This window comes from Pseudomonas sp. MONT-RG-20F-20-E-7-02 (assembly GCF_022662395.1).
Classification (GTDB): domain Bacteria; phylum Pseudomonadota; class Gammaproteobacteria; order Pseudomonadales; family Pseudomonadaceae; genus Aquipseudomonas.
The window spans coordinates 1103605-1123346 of the sequence record NZ_JAKNQN010000001.1 but is presented as its reverse complement, the minus strand read 5'-3'; the positions used below and the strand labels follow the sequence as shown (position 1 = coordinate 1123346).

The window sequence follows — 19742 nt, the reverse complement described above, 5'->3', positions numbered from 1 at the left end:
CGCGCCCGGTTAAGTTCAACGTTGTGTTTAATGCAGCGCCGCCCGCGTGATCAAGTAACTCACCAGCTGCGGATCATCCTCTAGCTCAATCATCTGCGCCGGGCGCGGCAGGTCATCCAGCACCGCACGCCAGAACGCCTGGGACACTTCGTCCTGGTCATAGAAACGCACCAGCCAATTCGCCTCGCCGCTGCTCAACACCTGGGTGGCGATGGCGCGGCCAATGCCTTTGCGACGGTAGCGCTTGAGGATGAACAGGTCGGCCAGCTCCAGCGCATCCATGCCCGGCAGTTCACTGCCTTCGATCAGCAGGAAGCCGGCGATGTAGCCATCCACCAGCAGCAGATTTGCGCTCCATTGCGGGTCTTGCCAGTAGCGGGTCAGGTGCTCGTCATGGATGTAGAAACGGCCATCCGCCTCGACATCTTCCTGCTCCCAATCCGACGACTCGTAGGCGTAGTACTGGTAAAGATTGCGGATCAGCTCAGACGCATCGGGGCCGGTCTGGATCAATTCGACGGTGGTTTCAGGCATTGGGCTCTCAGTGAAAATTACGCAAGGCCTCATTGTTCACAAAACCCGTACACACGCCAATACATTGCATAACCTTTCTGTTTGCTGAACCGATTGCGGATTTGTTTGGCTGCGCCCAAAATCCTGAAACATTTAGAATAAACTTCGCTGAATAGTTTTTTTCTCACGCCCTTTTTCAAGGACACGCACTTTGACCAACGTCTGTTCCGCCGGCCTGGATGTGGGCTTTGCCTCCCTGGATTACCTGCAGATTTTCATCCTGGGTGTGATCCAGGGCATTACCGAACTGCTGCCGGTGTCGTCCACGGCGCACATGCGCGTGGTGCCCGCCCTGCTCGGCTGGCAAGACCCCGGCTCGGCGTTTTCGGCGGCGATGCAGTTGGCGGCGCTGGCGGCGGTGGTCAGTTATTTCTGGCGCGATGTGCGCCAGGTCACGACCGGAAGCATCGGCGCAGTGCGCCGGGGCGACTACGACGACCCATGGTTCAAGCTAGCCGTAGCGATTGTGTTGGCAACCATCCCGATTGGGATTGCCGGCCTGGCGCTGTCTTCGACCTTGAACACCTGCAACTCGCCATTGCGCGGGCTGATGGTGATCGGCATTTCCTGCGTGGTCATGGCGGTGTTGCTGGCTGGCGCCGAGCTGCGCGCGCGCCACACCCGCGACATGAGCCAGATGCGCCTGCGCGATGCGTTGATCGTCGGCATTGCGCAGATTGGCGCGCTGATTCCCGGCGTGTCGCGTTCCGGCTCCACGCTGACCGCCGCGCTGTTTCTGAACTTCAAGCGTGAAGAAGCCGCGCGCTTTTCCTTTCTGCTGGGCCTGCCCGCCATCGCCCTCGCCGGCCTGAAAGAGCTGTGGGTGCTGCTGCACGCCGACATGCCCGCCCATGCCTGGTCGCACTTGATCTTCGGCCTGGTGGTCGCCAGCGTCTCGGCGTTCTTCGCCATCTGGGGCCTGATGCGCTTCCTCGAGCGGTTCTCCACCTGGCCGTTCGTAATCTACCGTGCGCTGTTGGGCGTCTTTTTGATTGTGGCGGTCAGCACCGGGTTGCTGAGCTAAACCTTCGGCTCGCTGGTTAGCCGATCATGCGGGTCGGCACTCGACCAGCAAGCCGCCCTCCTCGCGCACATGGCTTTCGATCACCACCGGCAGGAAGCGTTGGATCACGGTCATATTGCTGTGCAAATGCTCGCTCATATGCGGCGTGGTAAAGCGCCCGCCGCCGGCCAACGCCATCGGCAACAGCAGCTGATCCGCCAAGTGCTCACCCACCGCCGTGTCGGTGCCCTGCCACTCCATGGCCTGATCAATAGCCGCGTCAGCCACGGTCTCGGCCCGCACCGTGGCCATGCCAAACGCGCTGAACACTTCGGTGACGTGCGCATGGACGTACTCCAGCATCAACACATTGCCCGGCCCTTGCTGTGGGTCAATCTCGACCGGGAAGCACTGCGCCTCGGTGAAGCCCAGGCGTTGGCGAACACGCTTGAACTCACGCGCGCTGACCTGGGCGGGCAGCCCGGCATTCAGCGTGGTAGCGCGCTTTTCCAGCAGCTTGCCGCGCTGCATCAACTGCAACGGCAGCAGCTGCGAGGGCTGGATAAACACCTCTATCTCACCGCCGCCCGCCGGCACGAAACCGTGGCGGTTCAGGTTCAATTCGACACGCGCGCCCATGCGTCGCAACAACGGCAGCCAGGCGCGCTGCAAAAAGTCCACCGGCGGCGCGAGCGGGTTGTGGGTGCCGCCGCTGATGGTCACCTGGCTGGCGGTCGGCGCGCGCAACAGCGCCGGTATCAGCGTCTGCAGCACCAGCGTGCAGCTGCCGGCCGTGCCGATGGCAAAGCGGTACTCGCCGCCTTGAATCGGCCCGGGCTCGAACACCAGGCTTTGCGAGCCCAGCTCAGCGCCTTGCACCTTAGCGCCACACACCTGCGCGGCCGCCAGCACGGCGGTCAGATGCTGGCGCATCAAGCCGGGCCGGCTGCGTTTGGCGCGGATGTTTTTGATCTGCAAGGTCTGCCCGGTCACCATCGACAGGCTCAAGCCACTGCGCAACACCTGACCGCCGCCGATGGCGCCGTCGAGTTCAATCACGTCCTGTTTCATGTTCATCCTTATGCGTAGCGTTTGACGGTGTCCCGCAGGTAGTGGTCCAGCCGTTGGGAGTGTGCTTGCGTGCGTGGCAAAACCGGCGCCTGGCGCTCCAGTTCGCGCAGGATAAATTCATGCAACGCCGGGCGCCGTGGGCCATAGGCGGCTTCACCGGCATTGCGTTTGAGCGCCAGCAGCGTTGCCACTTCATCCAGCAGTTGCGGGTCATCCACCGTGCCCAGCAGCTCGGTGAACGTCATCGGTGGCCGCCCCAGGCCCAGGTCGATCCAACGCACTGCCAGCAAAGGCCGCAGCACATAGAAGTACTTCTTGAACCGCACCTCGTCGCCTTGCAGGTAGCCGCGAAAAACCTTCTTGGCCATCGACAGGTAATGATTACGCGCCGCTGGCGGGCTGTAGAACGCCTCGGCCAAGGCACGCAGTTGCACCGTCGCCTCAGTCTCCTGGCGATACACCAGCGGCGAGTCCAGCCACTCCAGCAAGGTGGGATTGGACTTGCGCAGCAGCCCGAGGGTCTTGCGCAGCTCCCAGCCACTCACGTCCAGTTCGTCATCCAGCGGGCGTTCGATCACGTCGCGGGGCGCATCCACCTGCACAAACCAATCCGGTTTCTCGACGTAGACAAAGCGCACGTCATAGTCGCTGTCGGTGGAGGCAAACCCCCAGGCGCGGCTGCCGGACTCGCAGGCATACAGCACGGTCACATTGCGCTCGCGCTCTATGCGCGCCAACTCATCCAGCACGCGCGCACGCATGGCCTCGCTCAATGGGTGTCGTTGTTGCTTTTCCATCACGTATTCCCTCTTAACCTTTTACGCACACCACCTGACGCAGGGTGTGCAGCACTTCCACCAACTCGCGCTGGGCCTGCATGACCTTGTCGATGTCCTTGTAGGCCATCGGAATTTCATCAATCACATCGGCATCCTTGCGGCATTCGACGTGGGCCGTGGCGCGGATCTGATCGGCGACGGTAAAGGTGTTCTTCGCCTTGGTGCGGCTCATGGTGCGACCGGCGCCGTGGCTGCACGAGCAATACGATTCCTCGTTGCCCAGGCCACGCACGATGAAGCTTTTCGCGCCCATGGAGCCCGGAATAATCCCCAGCTCGCCCTTCTTCGCCGACACCGCGCCCTTGCGCGTCACCAGCACCTCTTGACCAAAGTGCCGCTCTTTTTGCACGTAGTTGTGGTGACAGTTCACTGCCTCCAGCGCCACTTCAAACGGCTTGCTGATGACCTGGCGTGTGGCCTGGACCACCGCGCGCATCATCAACTCGCGGTTCTGCCGGGCAAAATCCTGGGCCCAGCCCACCGCTTCCACGTAGTCATCGAAGTGCTGGCTGCCTTCTTCGAAATAGGCCAGGTCGCGGTCCGGCAAGTTGGCCAGGTGCTGGCGCATGTCCGCCTGCGCCAGCTGGATAAACAGGTTGCCGATGGCGTTGCCGACGCCGCGCGAACCGCTGTGCAACATGAACCAGACACGGTTGGCTTCATCCAGGCACACCTCGACAAAGTGGTTACCCGTGCCGAGCGTGCCCAAATGCTTGCGGTTGTTGCTGTGCTCAAGCTTCGGGTATTTGTCGGTGATCGCCTTGAAGCGCGGGTGCAGCGCCGCCCATACCTGATCCGCCTGGGCCGGTACATTTTCCCAGGTACCTTTATCGCGACCCGCACGGCTGCGAGTGCGGCCATGGGGCACCGCGGCTTCGATGGCGCAGCGCAACCCGTGAAGGTTGTCCGGCAAATCGCTGGCGGTCAGCGTGGTGCGCGCGGCGATCATGCCGCAACCGATATCCACGCCTACGGCCGCCGGAATAATCGCGCCCACCGTGGGGATCACGCTGCCGATGGTCGAGCCCTTGCCCAGGTGCACGTCCGGCATCACCGCGAGGTGCTTGAAGATAAACGGCATCTTCGCGGTGTTCATCAGTTGCTGGCGGGCTTCAGGCTCCACCGGCACGCCCTCGGTCCAGAGTTTGATCGGCTTGCCGTTGGCCACTTCCAGCAGTTGGTAGGTCTTCTCTTGCATGGTCTTGATTCTTTCTTGGTAGGCCGTCACTGCGGCGTTGACAGGGCTATAGCAGCGGGCGTGCCAGCTTTTTCAACACTTCACTAAAAATTTATAACTCATTGTTTTAATTATGTATTTATAGCGATCCAGATTTAAATCTCGAAAATCGATGACAAGCGCACTCGCCCATTCATATCCTTGTATATCGTTACTTATCTTTTGGTCTAGCCATGAAACACAAGCGCACCGTCGCCATCGGGTTTATCGGTTCCAAACTGGATCGCGTCGGCAAGGGCGCCAACCGCTGGAACCACTGGCGCCCCAGCGTCGGCCTGTGCCAGCAAGCCGACGTGCTGATTGATCGCCTGGAGCTGATCCACGACGTCGACGCCCGCGACGTCAGCCTCGCTGAACGGGTGCGCGCCGACATCCTGCAGATCTCACCGCACACCGAAGTGCGCCTGCACGCAATGGCGCTGCACAACCCGTGGGACTTCGAAGAGGTCTACGCCGCGCTGCACGATTTCACCACCGACTATGCCTTCAATACCGAGCACGAGGACTACCTCGTGCACATCACCACCGGCACCCACGTGGCGCAGATTTGCTGGTTCCTGCTGACCGAGGCTCGCAACCTGCCGGCGCGCCTGATCCAGACCGCCCCGGCACGGCGCGGCAATGACGCCGCGCGTGCCACCGGCAGCCACACACTGATCGACCTCGACCTGTCGCGCTACGACCGCATCGCTTTGCGCTTTGCCCACAAACGCCTGGAAGGCCTGGCATTTCTCAAGTCGGGGATCGCCACGCGCAATGCTGCCTTCAACGACTCCATCGAACAGATCGAACGCGTGGCCGTGCGCTCCAAGGCGCCGATGCTGTTGATCGGCCCCACCGGCGCCGGCAAGTCATTCCTCGCCCGGCGTATCTACGAACTCAAGCGCAGCCGCCACCAGCTGCAAGGCCGCTTTGTCGAAGTGAACTGCGCCACCCTGCGCGGCGACGGCGCGATGTCGGCGCTGTTCGGGCACATCAAGGGCGCCTTCACCGGCGCGCAAAACGCCCGCGACGGCCTGCTGCGCGCGGCGGATGGCGGCATGCTGTTCCTCGATGAAATCGGTGAGCTGGGGTTGGACGAGCAAGCCATGCTGCTCAAGGCCATCGAAGAAAAACGCTTCTACCCACTGGGCGCCGACCAGGAAGTGGCCAGCGACTTCCTGATCATCGCCGGCACCCACCGCGACCTGCGCGGGCGCGTGGCCCAGGGGCTGTTTCGTGAAGACCTGTATGCACGTATCAACCTCTGGACCTTTGACCTGCCCGGCCTGGCGGGCCGCCGTGAGGACATCGAACCCAACCTCGATTTCGAACTGGAGCGCCACGCCCGCGAACAAGGCCGCCGCGTGCGCTTCAACCTGGAGGCACGGCGCCGCTACCTGGCGTTCGCCTGCTCGAGTGAAGCCGCCTGGCTGGGTAATTTTCGTGAGCTGTCTGCTTCGATCACACGCATGGCGACGCTGGCCGACAGCGGGCGTATTGATGAGGCCCAGGCTGAACAGGAAATTCAACGCTTGCGCTACGCCTGGGGTTTGTCAGCGCCGCAGGCTGAATGGCAAGCCTTGGTGCCTGAGGACCTGGACCTGTTTGACCAGCTGCAACTGAAAGCGGTGATCGAGGTGTGCTTGCAGGCCGATAGCCTGTCGGATGCGGGTCGCCGGTTGTTCGGGGTTTCGCGCCAGGCCAAGGCGCAACCGAATGATGCGGATCGTCTGCGCAAGTACCTGGGGCGGTTTTCGATTGATTGGAAGCAGGTGGCGGCGCTGAAGTAACGCTGGGTGTTTTTTTGGGGGGGGCATATCCGTTATTTGGGTGATGGCGGGTATTGGTTCCGCCCTTACGGCGGCTCACTTTTGAACAGCGCAAAAGTAAGCAAAACGCTCTTGCCCCACCACTCGGCACCTCGCCTAGGCTCGGTGTGCCCTCACTCCGGCTTTGGAGCGGGGGCCGCCGCGATGGGCCATCCTTGGCCCAGCGCGGCTAAACCGGCGTCCTGCCGGTTTACCCCCGCTCCAAAGCCTGCGTTCGGCCAGCGTGGTTTAACGGGGCGCCTAAGATCAAGATCAAAAGCAAGAGCACGGCGGCCTAGTAGCCGACCTGAGTGGTTAGATCAAAAGCAAGGCCGAGGCGGCCTGACAGTCGACCTGACTTTTGAAGCTGAACTCAATCACATGTGGGAGCTGGCTTGCCTGCGATGGCATCAACTGGTTGTGCCTGATACACCGAGGTGCCTGCATCGCAGGCAAGCCAGCTCCCACAGAAAAGCAGAGCACAGTGGTCTGGCGGCCGAACTCGGTTGAATTGTGGGAGCGGGCTTGCTCGCGAATGCGGTGGGTCAGTGACAGATGAATTGACTGACACACCGCATTCGCGAGCAAGCCCGCTCCCACATTTTGGATCTCAGTACATCAGGTAGTTATGCTTTTGCTGTGCTTTTGCTTCTACCACTCAGGTCGGCTACTAGGCCGCCGTGCTCTTGCTTTTGATCTTGATCTGGGATCGCCCCATCAACCACGCTGGCCGAACGCAGGCTTGAATCCGTGGGTAACCCGGCAGGACGCCGGGTTAGCCGCACTGGGCCAAGGATGGCCCATTGCGGCGGCCCACGGATTCAAGCCTTCGTTCGGGCACACCGAGCCTAGGCGAGGTGCCGAGTGGTGGGGCGAGGACTTTTTGCTTACTTTTTGCTGGGCCGGCATTCCGGTCCCTCAAAAAGTGAGCCGCTGTAAGAGCGGAACCCTAAGCCGCCGTTACCGCAGCAACGGATATGCCCCCAACCAAAACCCAACGGAACTTTGCCAACAAATAACCGCCTCAATCCGGTAGGCTCACCCTTTTTATTCAAGGAGTTATTCCCCATGGCCAAAGCCACCGCCCGTCACATCCTCGTTTCCACTGAAGACAAGTGCAACGAACTCAAAGCCCAGATCGAAGGCGGCGCCGATTTCGCAGAAGTCGCCAAAGCCAACTCCAGCTGCCCTTCCAGCCGTCAAGGCGGCGACCTCGGTTCGTTCGGCCCAGGCCAGATGGTTAAAGAATTCGACACCGTCGTCTTCAGCGCCCCGGTCAACACCGTACAAGGCCCGGTGAAAACCCAGTTCGGCTACCACCTGCTGGAAGTCACCAGCCGCCAGGACTGATCCAGTCTGTGCTGCTGCTATAAACAACGGCCCGCCTCTTGGCGGGCCGTTGTGCATGTGATGACTAGCGACGCTCAAGCCGTTAACGTACAAATCCCTGATCTTCACTCGGCGCTCAAGGCTGACAATGCGATTGGCTTTTCCCACAACATTCCTAAGCTCCGCCCTGGCCCTGCTGCTGGCCAGCACCGCCGTGAGCGCGGCCCCGCAGACCTACCTCACGGTCTACGGCGAACCGGCTAAATACCCCGCCGGCTTCACCCATTTCGACTACGCCAACCCCAACGCCCCCAAAGGCGGCAGCCTGCGCCGCTCGGCCATTGAGATCGGGCGCTTCGACCACGTGTTGCCGTATATCGACAAAGGCATCGGCGTCTCCCAGGTCGACGGCTGGCTCTACGCCCCGCTGGCCCAGCGTTCCCTGGATGAGCCCTATACCGTCTACGGCCTGGTCGCGGAAAAAATGGAACGCGCCGACGACGGCCTGTCGCTGCGCTTCTACCTGAACCCCAAGGCGCGCTTCGCCGATGGCACGCCAATCACCGCCGAAGACGTGCGCTACAGTTTCGACCTGCTGATGACCCAAGGCAGCCTGCGCTTTCGCACCCTGTTCGCCGACGTCAAGCACGTCGAAGTCGAAGGCGAGCGCCAGGTGCGCTTTGATTTCTCCAGCAATGAAAACCGCACCCTGCCCCTGGATATCGCCACCCTGCCAGTGTTCCCCGAGCACTGGTGGAAAACCCGCGACTTCGCCAACGGCGGCGGCTACGAAGCCCCGCTGGGCAGCGGCCCTTACAAGATCAGCAAGATCGACTCCGGCAGCACCATCACCTTTACCCGCGACCCCGACTGGTGGGGCAAGGACTTGCCCGTCAGCCGTGGCCTGTATAACTTCAATCACTTGAGCCTTGAGTACTTCGGCGACACCGAAGTGGCCCGCCAGGTGCTGCGCGGCGGCGCCTATGACTTCAACCGCGAGTTCTCCGCCACCGGCTATTCCATCGGCTACAACGGCCCGGCCCTCGACGATGGCCGCCTGCAACGTGCACACCTGGCCAAAGAGATGCCGCAACCGGCCCAGGGCTATGTGTTCAACGTGCAAAAGCCGATGTTCAAGGACCGCCGAGTGCGCCAGGCCCTGGCGATGCTGTGGGACTTTGAGTGGGCCAACCGGCAGATGATGCGCAATCTGTACATCCGCCAGCAGAGCTACTTCTCCAACAGCCCGCTGGCGGCGAGCCAGTTGCCGACGAAAGAGGAACTGGCGATTCTGGAGCCCTTGCGCGGGCAAGTCCCCGACGAAGTCTTCACCCAGGTGTTCAAGGCCCCGGTCACCGACGGCAGCGGCATGATCCGCGACAAGCAGTTGCAAGCCCTGGCCCTGCTGGAAGAAGCCGGCTGGAAACCGGACGGCGACAAGCTGGTGAATGCCCAGGGCGAACCGCTGGAGTTCACCTTCCTCAACGCCCAGGCGGGCCTGGAGCGGCTGTTACTGCCGTACAAGCGCAACCTGGCGCAAATCGGCATCACCTTGAATATCCGCCGCATCGACTCCTCCCAGTACGTCAATCGGCTGATGACCCGTGACTACGACATGATCGTCACCGGCTTCCCGGTCACCACCTCGCCAGGCATGGAGCTGTACAACTACTTCGGTTCCGCCGCCGCGTACGACTCAGGCGCCAACAACTACATGGTGCTGCGGGACCCGGCCGTCGACACGCTGATCAAGGGCCTGGTCAAGGCCGACACCCAGGCGCAGATGCTCACCTACGCCCACGCCCTGGACCGTGTGCTGCAATGGAATTACCTGTGGATTCCCAACTACTACCCGCCCGGCACCTCCGCCGCGTGGTGGAACCGCTTCGGCCGCCCGGCCATCGAGGCCAAGAACGACGAAGCGCTGGAAACCTGGTGGGAAATCAGCCCTACGCCCCTGACCAATGAGCAAATGAACGCCGAGTTGAAAAAACGCGGAGGTACGCGCTGATGTTTGCCTATATCGTGCGGCGCCTGCTGCTGATCATCCCGACACTGGTGATCATCCTGCTGGTCAATTTCGTCATCGTCCAGGCCGCGCCTGGCGGCCCGGTGGAGCAAGCCATAGCGCACCTGCAAGGCATCGGCGGCGGCGGTGGCGTCGGCGGTTCATCCGGCGAAGGCATCAGCAGCGGCTCGCGGGCCAGCCGCGGCCTGGACCCGAAGCTGATCAAGGACATCGAAAAACAATACGGCTTCGACAAACCCGCGCCGGAACGCCTGTGGCTGATGCTCAAGAGCTATGCGCAACTGGATTTCGGCAACAGCTTCTTCCGCGGCAAAAGCGTGATCGACCTGATCCTGGAAAAGATGCCGGTGACCATTTCCCTCGGTTTATGGGCCACCTTGATTACCTACCTGGTGTCGATCCCGCTGGGCATTCGCAAGGCGGTGCGCCACGGCAGCAGCTTTGATGTGTGGAGCAGCACCGCCATCGTCATCGGCTACGCAATGCCGGCGTTCCTGTTTGCGATGTTCCTGATTGTGGTATTCGCCGGTGGCACCTCCTTGAACTGGTTCCCGGTGCGCGGGCTGGTCTCGGAGAACTTCGACGAGCTGAGCACCGTGGGCAAGGTTGCCGATTACTTCTGGCACCTGGTGCTGCCGGTCACGGCGTTGGTGATCGGCGGGTTCGCCACCCTGACCATCCTCACCAAAAACTCGTTCTTGAATGAAATCACTCGCCAATACGTGGTCACCGCCCGCGCCAAGGGCTTGAGCGAGCGCCGCGTGCTTTACGGCCATGTGTTCCGCAACGCGATGCTGCTGGTGATCTCGGGAATTCCCCAGGCCTTTATCAGCGTGTTTTTCGCCGGTTCCCTGCTGATCGAAGTGATCTTCTCCCTCGATGGCCTGGGCCGCATGAGCTACGAAGCCGCCGTGTCCCGCGACTACCCGGTGGTGTTCGGCTCGCTGTTTATCTTCACCTTGTTCGGCCTCTTGATAAAACTCATCGGCGACCTTTGCTACACCCTGGTGGACCCGCGTATCGACTTCGCCGCGAGGAACGCCTGATGCTTAACTTGTCTCCGGTGGCACGTCGGCGTTTCGAGCGGTTCAAGAAGAACCGTCGCGGCTGGTGGTCGCTGTGGTTGTTTATCGGCCTGTTTATCCTGACCCTGGGCGGCGAGTTGATCGCCAATGACAAGCCCTTGGTACTCAGCTTCAAGAACGAGCTGTATTTCCCGGTGTTCAAGCGTTACACCGAGCAGCAGTTCGGCGGGCAGTTGCCGTTCCAGGCCGACTATCGCAGTGACTACGTGCAGAAGCTGATCAAGCAGGACGGCGGCTGGATGCTGTTCCCGCCGATTCCGTTCAGCGATGACACGCCCAATTACGAACTGACCCGCCCTGCCCCCAGCCCGCCCTCGGCGGTGAACTGGCTGGGCACCGACGACCAGTCACGGGATGTGCTGGCGCGGGTGATCTTTGGCGCGCGGGTGTCGATCCTGTTCGCCCTGGCCCTCACCGCGATCAGCGCCGCCATCGGCATTGCCGCAGGCGCCTTGCAGGGTTACTACGGCGGCTGGGTGGATTTGCTCGGCCAGCGCATTCTGGAAGTGTGGTCCGGGCTGCCGGTGTTGTACCTGCTGATCATCTTGTCGGGCTTTGTCGAGCCAAACTTCTGGTGGCTGCTGGGGATCATGGCGCTGTTTTCCTGGCTGGCGCTGGTGGACGTGGTGCGCGCCGAGTTCCTGCGCGGGCGCAACCTGGAATACGTCAAGGCCGCACGTGCCCTCGGCCTGGGCGACGGCAAGATCATCCGTCGACATATCCTGCCGAATGCCATGACCGCCACATTGAGTTACCTGCCGTTTATTTTGACCGGGGCGATTTCCACCTTGAGCGCCCTGGACTTCCTCGGTTTCGGCATGCCCGCCGGCAGCGCGTCGCTGGGCGAACTGATCGCGCAGGGCAAGCAGAACCTGCAAGCGCCATGGCTCGGCCTGACGGCGTTTTTCACCCTGGCGCTGATCCTGTCGCTGCTGGTCTTTATCGGCGAGGCATTACGTGATGCCTTCGACCCACGTTCATGAGTGATTGCAGATGAACCTGATCGAAATCCGCGACCTCAGTGTCGCCTTCAGCGGCCAGACCGTAGTGCGCAACCTGAGCCTGGACGTGCGCCCCGGCGAATGCCTGGCGCTGGTCGGCGAGTCGGGCTCGGGCAAGTCGGTGACGGCCCATTCGATTCTGCAACTGCTGCCCGAAGCCGGCACGCACACCACGGGCTCGGTGAAGTACCGCGGCCAGGAGTTGATCGGCGCCTCTGCCGGCACCTTGCAGAAGCTACGTGGCAACCGCATTGCGATGATCTTCCAGGAGCCGATGACCTCGCTCAACCCGCTGCACAGCATCGAAAAGCAGATCGGCGAAACCCTGCTGTTGCACAAGGGCCTGGGCGGCAAAGCGGCGCAGGCGCGCATCCTCGAATTGCTCGAATTGGTGGGCATTCAGAAACCCCAGGAGCGGCTCAAGGCCTATCCGCACCAACTCTCCGGCGGCCAGCGCCAACGGGTGATGATCGCCATGGCCCTGGCCTGTGAGCCGGAATTGTTGATCGCCGATGAGCCGACTACCGCGCTGGACGTGACCGTGCAGCGCAAGATCCTGTTGCTGCTCAAATCCTTGCAACAGCGCCTGGGCATGTCGCTGCTGCTGATCAGCCACGACCTCAACCTGGTGCGCAGTATCGCCCAACGCGTGTGCGTAATGCGTGCCGGGGAAATTGTCGAGCAGGCCGACTGCCAGACGCTGTTCAACGCGCCGCAACACCCTTACAGCCGCCTGCTGTTGGACGCCGAACCGGCCGGTGATGTGTTGTGCAGCGATGAGCGCGAGACGGTATTGCAGGTGGACGACCTGACTGTGCAATTCCCCCTCAGTGGCGGCCTGTTCCGGCGCAAAACCTACTTGCGCGCCGTCGACGGCATCAGCCTCAGCGTGCAGCGCGGCAAGACCTTGGGGATTGTCGGCGAGTCCGGCTCGGGCAAGTCGACCCTGGGCCAGGCGATCCTGCGCCTGCTCGACTCCACCGGCAGCATCCGCTTTCAGGGCGAAGCCCTCGACCCGCTCAACAACCAGCAAATGCGCCCGTGGCGCAAGCAGATGCAGGTGGTGTTCCAGGACCCTTACGGCAGCCTCAGCCCGCGCATGTCGGTCGAACAGATCATCAGCGAAGGCCTGGAAGTGCACGCGCCGTGCAGCCTGGCTGACCGCGACGCGCAAGTGATCCAGGTGCTCAAGGACGTGGGCCTCGACCCCGACAGCCGCCACCGTTACCCCCATGAGTTTTCCGGTGGGCAACGCCAACGCATCGCCATCGCCCGCGCGCTGGTGCTCAAGCCGGCGCTGATGCTGCTGGATGAACCGACCTCGGCCCTGGATCGCACGGTGCAGAAACAAGTGGTGGCGCTGTTGCGTGAGTTGCAGGAAAAGTACGGCCTGACCTACCTGTTTATCAGCCATGACCTGGCCGTGGTGCGGGCCATGGCCCACGACATGATTGTGATCAAGGACGGCAAGGTGGTGGAGCGCGGTGCGAGCCATGAAGTGTTTGAAGCGCCGCAGCACGCGTACACCAAAGAGCTGCTGGCGGCGGCGCAGCTTCCTTTGTAGGCGCCGAGATTGTTCCCACGCTCTGCGTGGTAACACCGCCTTGGACGCTCCGCGTCCCGCACGCCAAGTGACGCAGAGCGTCACGGGAGGCGTTCCCACGCAGAGCGTGGCAACGATCACCGTTCACAGGATTCGCACGCATGAATAGCAACGAAAGCCTCAAGGACTACCAACAGGTTCGCGGCCTGGCCATCCAGTCGCTGTTCGAGATTATCGAGCAGTCCAGCGAAGGCACGGTGATTGTCGACCGTGACGCCAATATCGTGTGGATGAACGAACGCTACGCCAAGCGTTTCGGCCTCAAGAGCGCCGATGAAGCCATCGGCCAGCCCTGCGAACAGGTGATCGCCAACAGCCTGTTGCGCCAGGTGGTGCGCAATGACCAGCCGATCCTGCTGGATATCCAGGACACGCCCAAAGGCCCGTTGGTGGTAATGCGCCTGCCGATCCACGACGACGCAGGCTTGGTGATCGGCGCGATCGGGTTTGCGCTGTTCGATGAGTTGCGCAACCTATCGCCGCTGATCGAGCGTTACCTGAGCATGCAACAGGAGTTGGCGTCGACGCGCTCGCTGTTGCGGTCGCGGCAGAGCAAATACAATTTTGCGCACTTTATCGGCACCAGCGCGGCCAGCCTGGAAGTCAAACGCCGGGCGCGGCGTAGTGCGAGTGCGGAGTCGCCGGTGTTGCTGCTGGGCGAAACCGGTACCGGCAAAGAGTTGCTGGCCCAGGCCATCCACGGCGCTTCGCCCCGGGCGCACAAAGCCTTTGTCAGCATCAACAGCGCGGCAATTCCCCATGACCTGCTCGAAGCCGAGTTCTTCGGCACCGCGCCGGGCGCGTTTACTGGCGCCGACCGCAAGGGCCGTCCGGGCAAATTACAGATCGCCCAGGGCGGCACGCTGTTCCTCGACGAGATCGGCGACATGCCGCTGCCGCTGCAAAGCAAACTGCTGCGGGTGTTGCAGGAAAAGGAATACGAGCCCGTAGGCTCCAATGAAATGCTGCACAGCGATGTGCGGGTGATTGCCGCCACGTCGATGGACCTGGAAGCGGCGATCAAGCGCGGCGAGTTTCGCGCGGATTTGTATTACCGGCTCAATGTGTTGCCGATCCAGGTGCCGCCGCTGCGCGAGCGCCTGGACGATATTCCGGCGTTGAGCGAGGCGATTCTGGAAGAGCTGCGCAGCCAGCATGAACTGGCGCCTGAGGCACTGGCGCTGCTGGCCCGGCATGCGTGGCCGGGGAATATCCGCGAGCTGCGCAATGTGCTGGAGCGCGCGGCGTTGTTGAGTGATGACCTGGTGTTGGATGCCCAGGAGATTCGCGCGGCGATTGGCACGTTCAGCCCAGTGGCGCGTGGCGCGGTGGAGACGGTTGCTGGCGAGACCTTTGCGGCGGCGCGGGAGCGCTTTGATCGGCAGGTGATTGGCGCAGCGTTGGCGGCGTGTGAAGGCAATGTGGTGGAGGCAGCCAAGCGATTGGGGCTTGGCAGGTCGACGCTGTACAAGAAGATGGTGGCCTTGGGCATTGCCTAATCTCCATAAAGAGACAAAAATCTCAATATAAAGACACTCTCATGTGGGAGCTGGCTTGCCTGCGATAGCAGTCTTTCAGCCCACACACCTGCCACTGAAACACCGCTATCGCAGGCAAGCCAGCTCCCACATTGAATCTTCATTTGTCTCTAGATGGAGACAAAATTTAAAACCCTCGCTTAACTACACGATATTATCCTTATATATCAATTGGTTAACCAGTTGGCACAGATCTCGCTATAGCCCTTTCCAAAGCCTCACCCCACAAAAATAACAATTCGATCTGGAGACACACCATGAGTGTGATCATCGCCCTGGCAGCTCTCGCGCTGCTGATGCTGGCTGCCTACCGTGGCTACAGCGTCATCCTGTTTGCCCCCATCGCCGCCCTCGGCGCTGTCCTGTTGACCGACCCGTCCGCCGTCGCCCCTGCGTTTACCGGGGTGTTCATGGAGAAAATGGTCGGCTTTATCAAACTGTATTTCCCGGTGTTCCTGCTCGGCGCGGTGTTCGGCAAGCTGATCGAGTTGTCGGGGTTTTCGCGCTCGATTGTGGCGGCGGCGATCCGCTTGCTCGGCACGCGCCAGGCGATGCTGGTGATCGTGCTGGTCTGCGCACTGCTCACCTACGGCGGCGTGTCGCTGTTTGTGGTGGTGTTTGCGGTATATCCGTTTGCGGCAGAGATGTTCCGCCAGAGCAATATCCCCAAGCGCCTGATCCCGGCGACCATCGCCCTCGGTGCGTTTTCGTTCACCATGGACGCCCTGCCCGGCACGCCGCAGATCCAGAACATCATCCCCAGCACCTTCTTCAACACCACCGCCTGGGCCGCGCCGTGGCTGGGCCTGATCGGCACAATCTTTGTGTTCTGCACTGGCATGCTTTACCTGGCGCGCCAGCGCAACAAGGCCCAGCGTGCCGGTGAAGGCTATGGCACCGAGCTGCGCAATGAGCCGGAAACCGCAGAGAACCTGAGCTTGCCCAACCCGTGGATCGCGCTGTCACCGCTGATTCTGGTGGGCGTGATGAACCTGCTGTTCACCCACTGGATCCCGCAGTGGTACGGCAAGACCCACAGCCTCAGCCTGCCCGGCATGAGCGCACCGGTGACCACCGAAATTGCCAAGCTCACGGCGATCTGGGCGGTGCAGGCGGCGTTGCTGGTGGGCATCGTCATGGTGCTGGTGTTTGGCTGGTCGGCGATCAAAAGCAAACTCGCCGAAGGCAGTAAAAGCGCGGTCAGCGGTGCGCTGCTGGCGGCGATGAACACCGCGTCGGAATACGGCTTTGGTGCGGTCATCGCCTCGCTGCCGGGCTTCCTGGTGCTGGCGGACTGGCTCAAAGGCATTCCCAACCCGCTGGTCAACGAAGCGATTACCGTGACCCTGCTGGCCGGCATCACCGGTTCGGCGTCCGGCGGCATGAGCATCGCCCTGGCGGCAATGTCCGAGAGCTTTATTTCGGCGGCGCATGCGGCCAATATTCCCCTTGAAGTGCTGCACCGCGTCGCGGCCATGGCCAGCGGCGGCATGGACACCCTGCCCCACAACGGCGCGGTGATCACGCTGCTGGCGGTGACCGGGCTGACCCATCGCGAAGCCTACAAGGACATTTTCGGCATCACGATCATCAAGACCCTCGCGGTGTTCGTGGTGATCGGTACTTTCTACGCCACCGGCATTGTGTGAGGTTTTCATGACGACATTGAACGGCAAGACCGCCCTGGTTACCGGCTCCACCAGCGGCATCGGCTTGGGGATAGCCCTGAGCCTGGCAAAGGCCGGCGCCAACCTGATCCTCAACGGCTTCGGCGACGCCAGCGCGGTGATCGCCCAAGTGCAGGCGTTCGGCGGCAAGGTCGGCCATCACCCGGCGGACGTCAGCGACCCGGCGCAGATCGCCGACATGATCGCCTACGCCGAGCGTGAGTTCGGTGGCGTGGATATCCTGGTCAACAACGCGGGGATCCAGCATGTGTCGGCGGTGGAAGACTTTCCGGCCGAGCGTTGGGACTCGATTATCGCGATCAACCTGTCGGCAGTGTTCCACAGCACGCGCTTGAGCCTGCCGGGCATGAAGGCCAAGGGCTGGGGGCGTATCGTCAATATTGCCTCGGTGCATGGCCTGGTCGGTTCGGTGGGCAAGGCCGCGTATGTGGCGGCCAAGCATGGCGTGATCGGTTTGACCAAGGTGGTCGGCCTGGAAACCGCCACCAGTAACGTCACCTGCAACGCCATCTGCCCGGGCTGGGTGCTGACGCCGCTGGTGCAGAAGCAGATTGATGACCGCGCAGCCAAGGGCATCGATCCGCAGCAGGCGCAGCATGACTTGCTCGCGGAGAAGCAGCCGTCGCTGGAGTTTGTGACGCCGCCGCAGCTGGGTGAGTTGGTGTTGTTTTTGTGCAGTGAGGCGGGCGCGCAGGTGCGCGGGGCGGCGTGGAATATTGATGGCGGCTGGCTGGCGCAATAAATACAGGCACTGAACATCAAATGTGGGAGCTGGCTTGCCTGCGATAGCGGTGGGCCAGTTGACTCATTTGTCACTGATACACCGCTATCGCAGGCAAGCCAGCTCCCACAGTTTCGACCTGTGTTGGCTGGGCGCCTGGTACAAGAACAAGAGACTCCCGCATGTCCGAAATCCTCTGGCAACCCTCCCCCGAACGCATCCGCAACACGCGGATGGACCAGTTCCGGCGCTTCATCAATCAGCGCTACAGCCTGCAGCTCAGCGACTACCCGGCCCTGCACCAGTGGAGCATCGACCAGCGCCCCGACTTCTGGCAGGCCATCGTCGCGTACTTCGAGGTGCAATTTCGCAGCCCGCCCAGCGCGACGCTGATCGAAGAGGCTGAAATGCCCAGCGCCCAGTGGTTTCCCGGCGCCACCCTGAACTTTGCCGAACACCTGCTACGCCGTCGCGATGATCACCCGGCGGTGGTCGCGATCAGCGAGGACGGCCAGCGCGAACACCTCAGCTATGCCGAACTGGCTGCACATGTCGCGGGCCTGCAAAACAGCCTGCGCGCGGCCGGTGTCGGGGTGGGCGACCGCGTCGCTGCGTGCATGCCCAATACCTGGCAAACCCTGGTCGGCATGCTCGCTACCACCAGCCTGGGCGCGATCTGGTCGTGTTCATCGCCGGACTTCGGCACCCAGGGCGTGATCGACCGGTTCGGCCAGATCGAGCCCAAGGTGCTGATCACCTGCGCGGGTTATCGCTACGCCGGCAAGGACATCGACCAGACGGCCAAGCTGAATGAAATCCTTGATCGCCTGCCATCCCTCGAACAGTTGATCATCGTGCCCTACGCGCGGCCTCAAGCGCGTGTCGAGGACTACCAGACTCACGCCAGGGTCGCGCTGTGGAACGAGGTTTACCAAGCTGGCGGCGAGCCTGAGTTTGTCGCGGTGCCGTTCGATCACCCGCTGTACATTCTGTATTCCAGCGGCACCACCGGCGTGCCCAAGTGCATCATTCACGGCACCGGCGGCGTGCTGCTCACCCACCTCAAGGAACACGGCCTGCACGCCGACCTGTCGCGCGACGACTGCCTGTTCTACTACACCACCTGCGGCTGGATGATGTGGAACTGGCTGGTGTCGGTGCTCGCGCTCGGCGCCACGGCGGTGCTGTATGACGGCTCGCCGTTTCACCCTGGGCCTGCGCGCTTGATCGACCTGATCGACGCGGAACGGATCAGCGTGTTCGGCACCAGCCCCAAGTTCCTCGCCACCCTGGAAAAGGCCGGGCTGCAGCCACGCCTGAGCCACGCTCTGGGCAGCCTCAAGGGCCTGATCTCCACCGGCTCGCCCCTGTCACCGCAGAGCTACGACTACGTGTACCGCGAGATCAAGGCCGAGCTGTGCCTGTCGTCGATGTCCGGCGGCACCGATATCGTCTCCTGCTTTGTGATCGGCAACCCGGTGCTGCCGGTGCGCCGCGGTGAAATGCAGTGCAAGAGCCTGGCGATGGCCATCGAAGTGTGGGACGACCAGGGCCAGCCGTTGGTCGGCGAAAAAGGCGAGCTGGTATGCACCCGGCACTTTCCGGCGATGCCGATTGGCCTGTGGAACGACCCGGATCAGACCAGGCTGCGCGCCTCGTATTTCAGCCAGTTTCCCGGCGTTTGGGCCCAGGGCGACTACGCCGAACAGCGCCCGAATGGCAGCCTGCTGATTCACGGGCGCTCCGACGCGGTGCTCAACCCAGGCGGCGTGCGCATCGGCACGGCGGAGATTTATCGCCAAGTGGAAAAAGTCCCGCAGGTGCTGGAAAGCCTGGCCATCGGCCAACGCTGGCAAGGCGATGTGCGCGTGGTGCTGTTTGTGCGCCTGGCTGACGGCATCGAACTGGATGAGGCGCTTGAACAACAGATTCGCCAGGTGATCCGCGCCAATACCACGCCACGGCATGTGCCGGCGAAGATCCTCGCCGTCACGGACATCCCACGCACCATCAGCGGCAAGATCGTTGAATTGGCGGTACGTAATGTGGTGCATGGCGAGCCGGTCAAAAACACTGACGCACTGGCCAACCCGCAGGCCCTGGAGCAATTTCGCGACCGCCCTGAACTGGCGTAAAGATGAAAGGTTTCAGCTCCCAAGCACTCATTTGAAGACAAAACCCCAATGCATGCTATTTTTCGGGGGGTAGTCAGCCGCTCCCGTCTCGCGGGATAAT

Annotated in this window: 14 protein-coding genes and 1 pseudogene; 11 read left to right on the top strand and 4 right to left on the bottom strand. The window is 62.0% G+C overall.

From position 1 onward, the window contains the following. Positions 1-27: 27 nt before the first annotated feature. Positions 28-604, bottom strand: a pseudogene (locus L8I05_RS05100) (GNAT family N-acetyltransferase). A 120-nt stretch (positions 605-724) separates the two neighbouring features. Here L8I05_RS05100 and L8I05_RS05095 point away from each other — a divergent pair. Continuing rightward, positions 725-1597, top strand: coding sequence for an undecaprenyl-diphosphate phosphatase (locus L8I05_RS05095; protein ID WP_242167410.1), 873 nt, complete (start codon positions 725-727; stop codon positions 1595-1597). A gap of 24 nt (positions 1598-1621) precedes the next feature. Here the strand turns inward: L8I05_RS05095 and rtcA are convergent, their stop codons facing one another. The 3 genes from rtcA to L8I05_RS05080 are packed head-to-tail and all read right to left on the bottom strand — an operon-like array spanning position 1622 to position 4684. After that, the gene (gene rtcA, locus L8I05_RS05090) at positions 1622-2647 is read right to left on the bottom strand and encodes an RNA 3'-terminal phosphate cyclase (protein ID WP_242167409.1); all 1026 of its coding nucleotides are present in this window, start codon (positions 2645-2647) and stop codon (positions 1622-1624) included. An 8-nt stretch (positions 2648-2655) separates the two neighbouring features. Continuing rightward, positions 2656-3444, bottom strand: a complete 789-nt coding sequence (locus tag L8I05_RS05085; protein WP_242167408.1) for a nucleotidyltransferase domain-containing protein — start codon at positions 3442-3444, stop codon at positions 2656-2658. 13 nt (positions 3445-3457) lie between these two features. Continuing rightward, a complete protein-coding gene (locus L8I05_RS05080) occupies positions 3458-4684 on the bottom strand; it encodes an RtcB family protein (RefSeq protein WP_242167407.1) in 1227 nt (408 codons plus the stop codon). Positions 4685-4896: 212 nt separating this feature from the next. Between L8I05_RS05080 and rtcR the strand changes: the two genes are divergently transcribed. From rtcR to L8I05_RS05030, 10 genes are all read left to right on the top strand, one after another. After that, on the top strand, positions 4897-6495 hold the full coding sequence (gene rtcR, locus L8I05_RS05075; protein ID WP_242167406.1) for an RNA repair transcriptional activator RtcR: 1599 nt from the start codon (positions 4897-4899) through the stop codon (positions 6493-6495). Between the two features lie 1086 nt (positions 6496-7581). Continuing rightward, entirely contained in the window at positions 7582-7863 is a 282-nt protein-coding gene (locus tag L8I05_RS05070) for a peptidylprolyl isomerase (protein WP_003174386.1), read from the top strand. 127 nt (positions 7864-7990) lie between these two features. Further along, the gene (locus L8I05_RS05065; protein ID WP_242167405.1) at positions 7991-9853 is read left to right on the top strand and encodes an extracellular solute-binding protein; all 1863 of its coding nucleotides are present in this window, start codon (positions 7991-7993) and stop codon (positions 9851-9853) included. Further along, entirely contained in the window at positions 9853-10917 is a 1065-nt protein-coding gene (locus L8I05_RS05060; RefSeq protein WP_242167404.1) for a microcin C ABC transporter permease YejB, read from the top strand. The genes L8I05_RS05065 and L8I05_RS05060 overlap by 1 nt, the downstream gene beginning before the upstream one ends. Further along, complete coding sequence (locus L8I05_RS05055; protein WP_043050504.1) at positions 10917-11939, top strand: ABC transporter permease; 1023 nt, start codon at positions 10917-10919, stop codon at positions 11937-11939. The genes L8I05_RS05060 and L8I05_RS05055 overlap by 1 nt, the downstream gene beginning before the upstream one ends. 10 nt (positions 11940-11949) lie before the next feature. Continuing rightward, complete coding sequence (locus L8I05_RS05050; RefSeq protein WP_242167403.1) at positions 11950-13521, top strand: ABC transporter ATP-binding protein; 1572 nt, start codon at positions 11950-11952, stop codon at positions 13519-13521. A gap of 140 nt (positions 13522-13661) precedes the next feature. Further along, on the top strand, positions 13662-15059 hold the full coding sequence (locus L8I05_RS05045; RefSeq protein WP_242167402.1) for a sigma 54-interacting transcriptional regulator: 1398 nt from the start codon (positions 13662-13664) through the stop codon (positions 15057-15059). Positions 15060-15355: 296 nt separating this feature from the next. Next, positions 15356-16747, top strand: coding sequence for a GntP family permease (locus tag L8I05_RS05040; RefSeq protein WP_242167401.1), 1392 nt, complete (start codon positions 15356-15358; stop codon positions 16745-16747). A 7-nt stretch (positions 16748-16754) separates the two neighbouring features. Beyond that, positions 16755-17528 (top strand): 3-hydroxybutyrate dehydrogenase, encoded by a 774-nt coding sequence (gene hbdH / locus L8I05_RS05035; protein ID WP_242167400.1) that lies wholly within the window; start codon positions 16755-16757, stop codon positions 17526-17528. 161 nt (positions 17529-17689) lie between these two features. Next, positions 17690-19642 (top strand): acetoacetate--CoA ligase, encoded by a 1953-nt coding sequence (locus tag L8I05_RS05030; protein ID WP_242167399.1) that lies wholly within the window; start codon positions 17690-17692, stop codon positions 19640-19642. Positions 19643-19742: the final 100 nt, after the last annotated feature.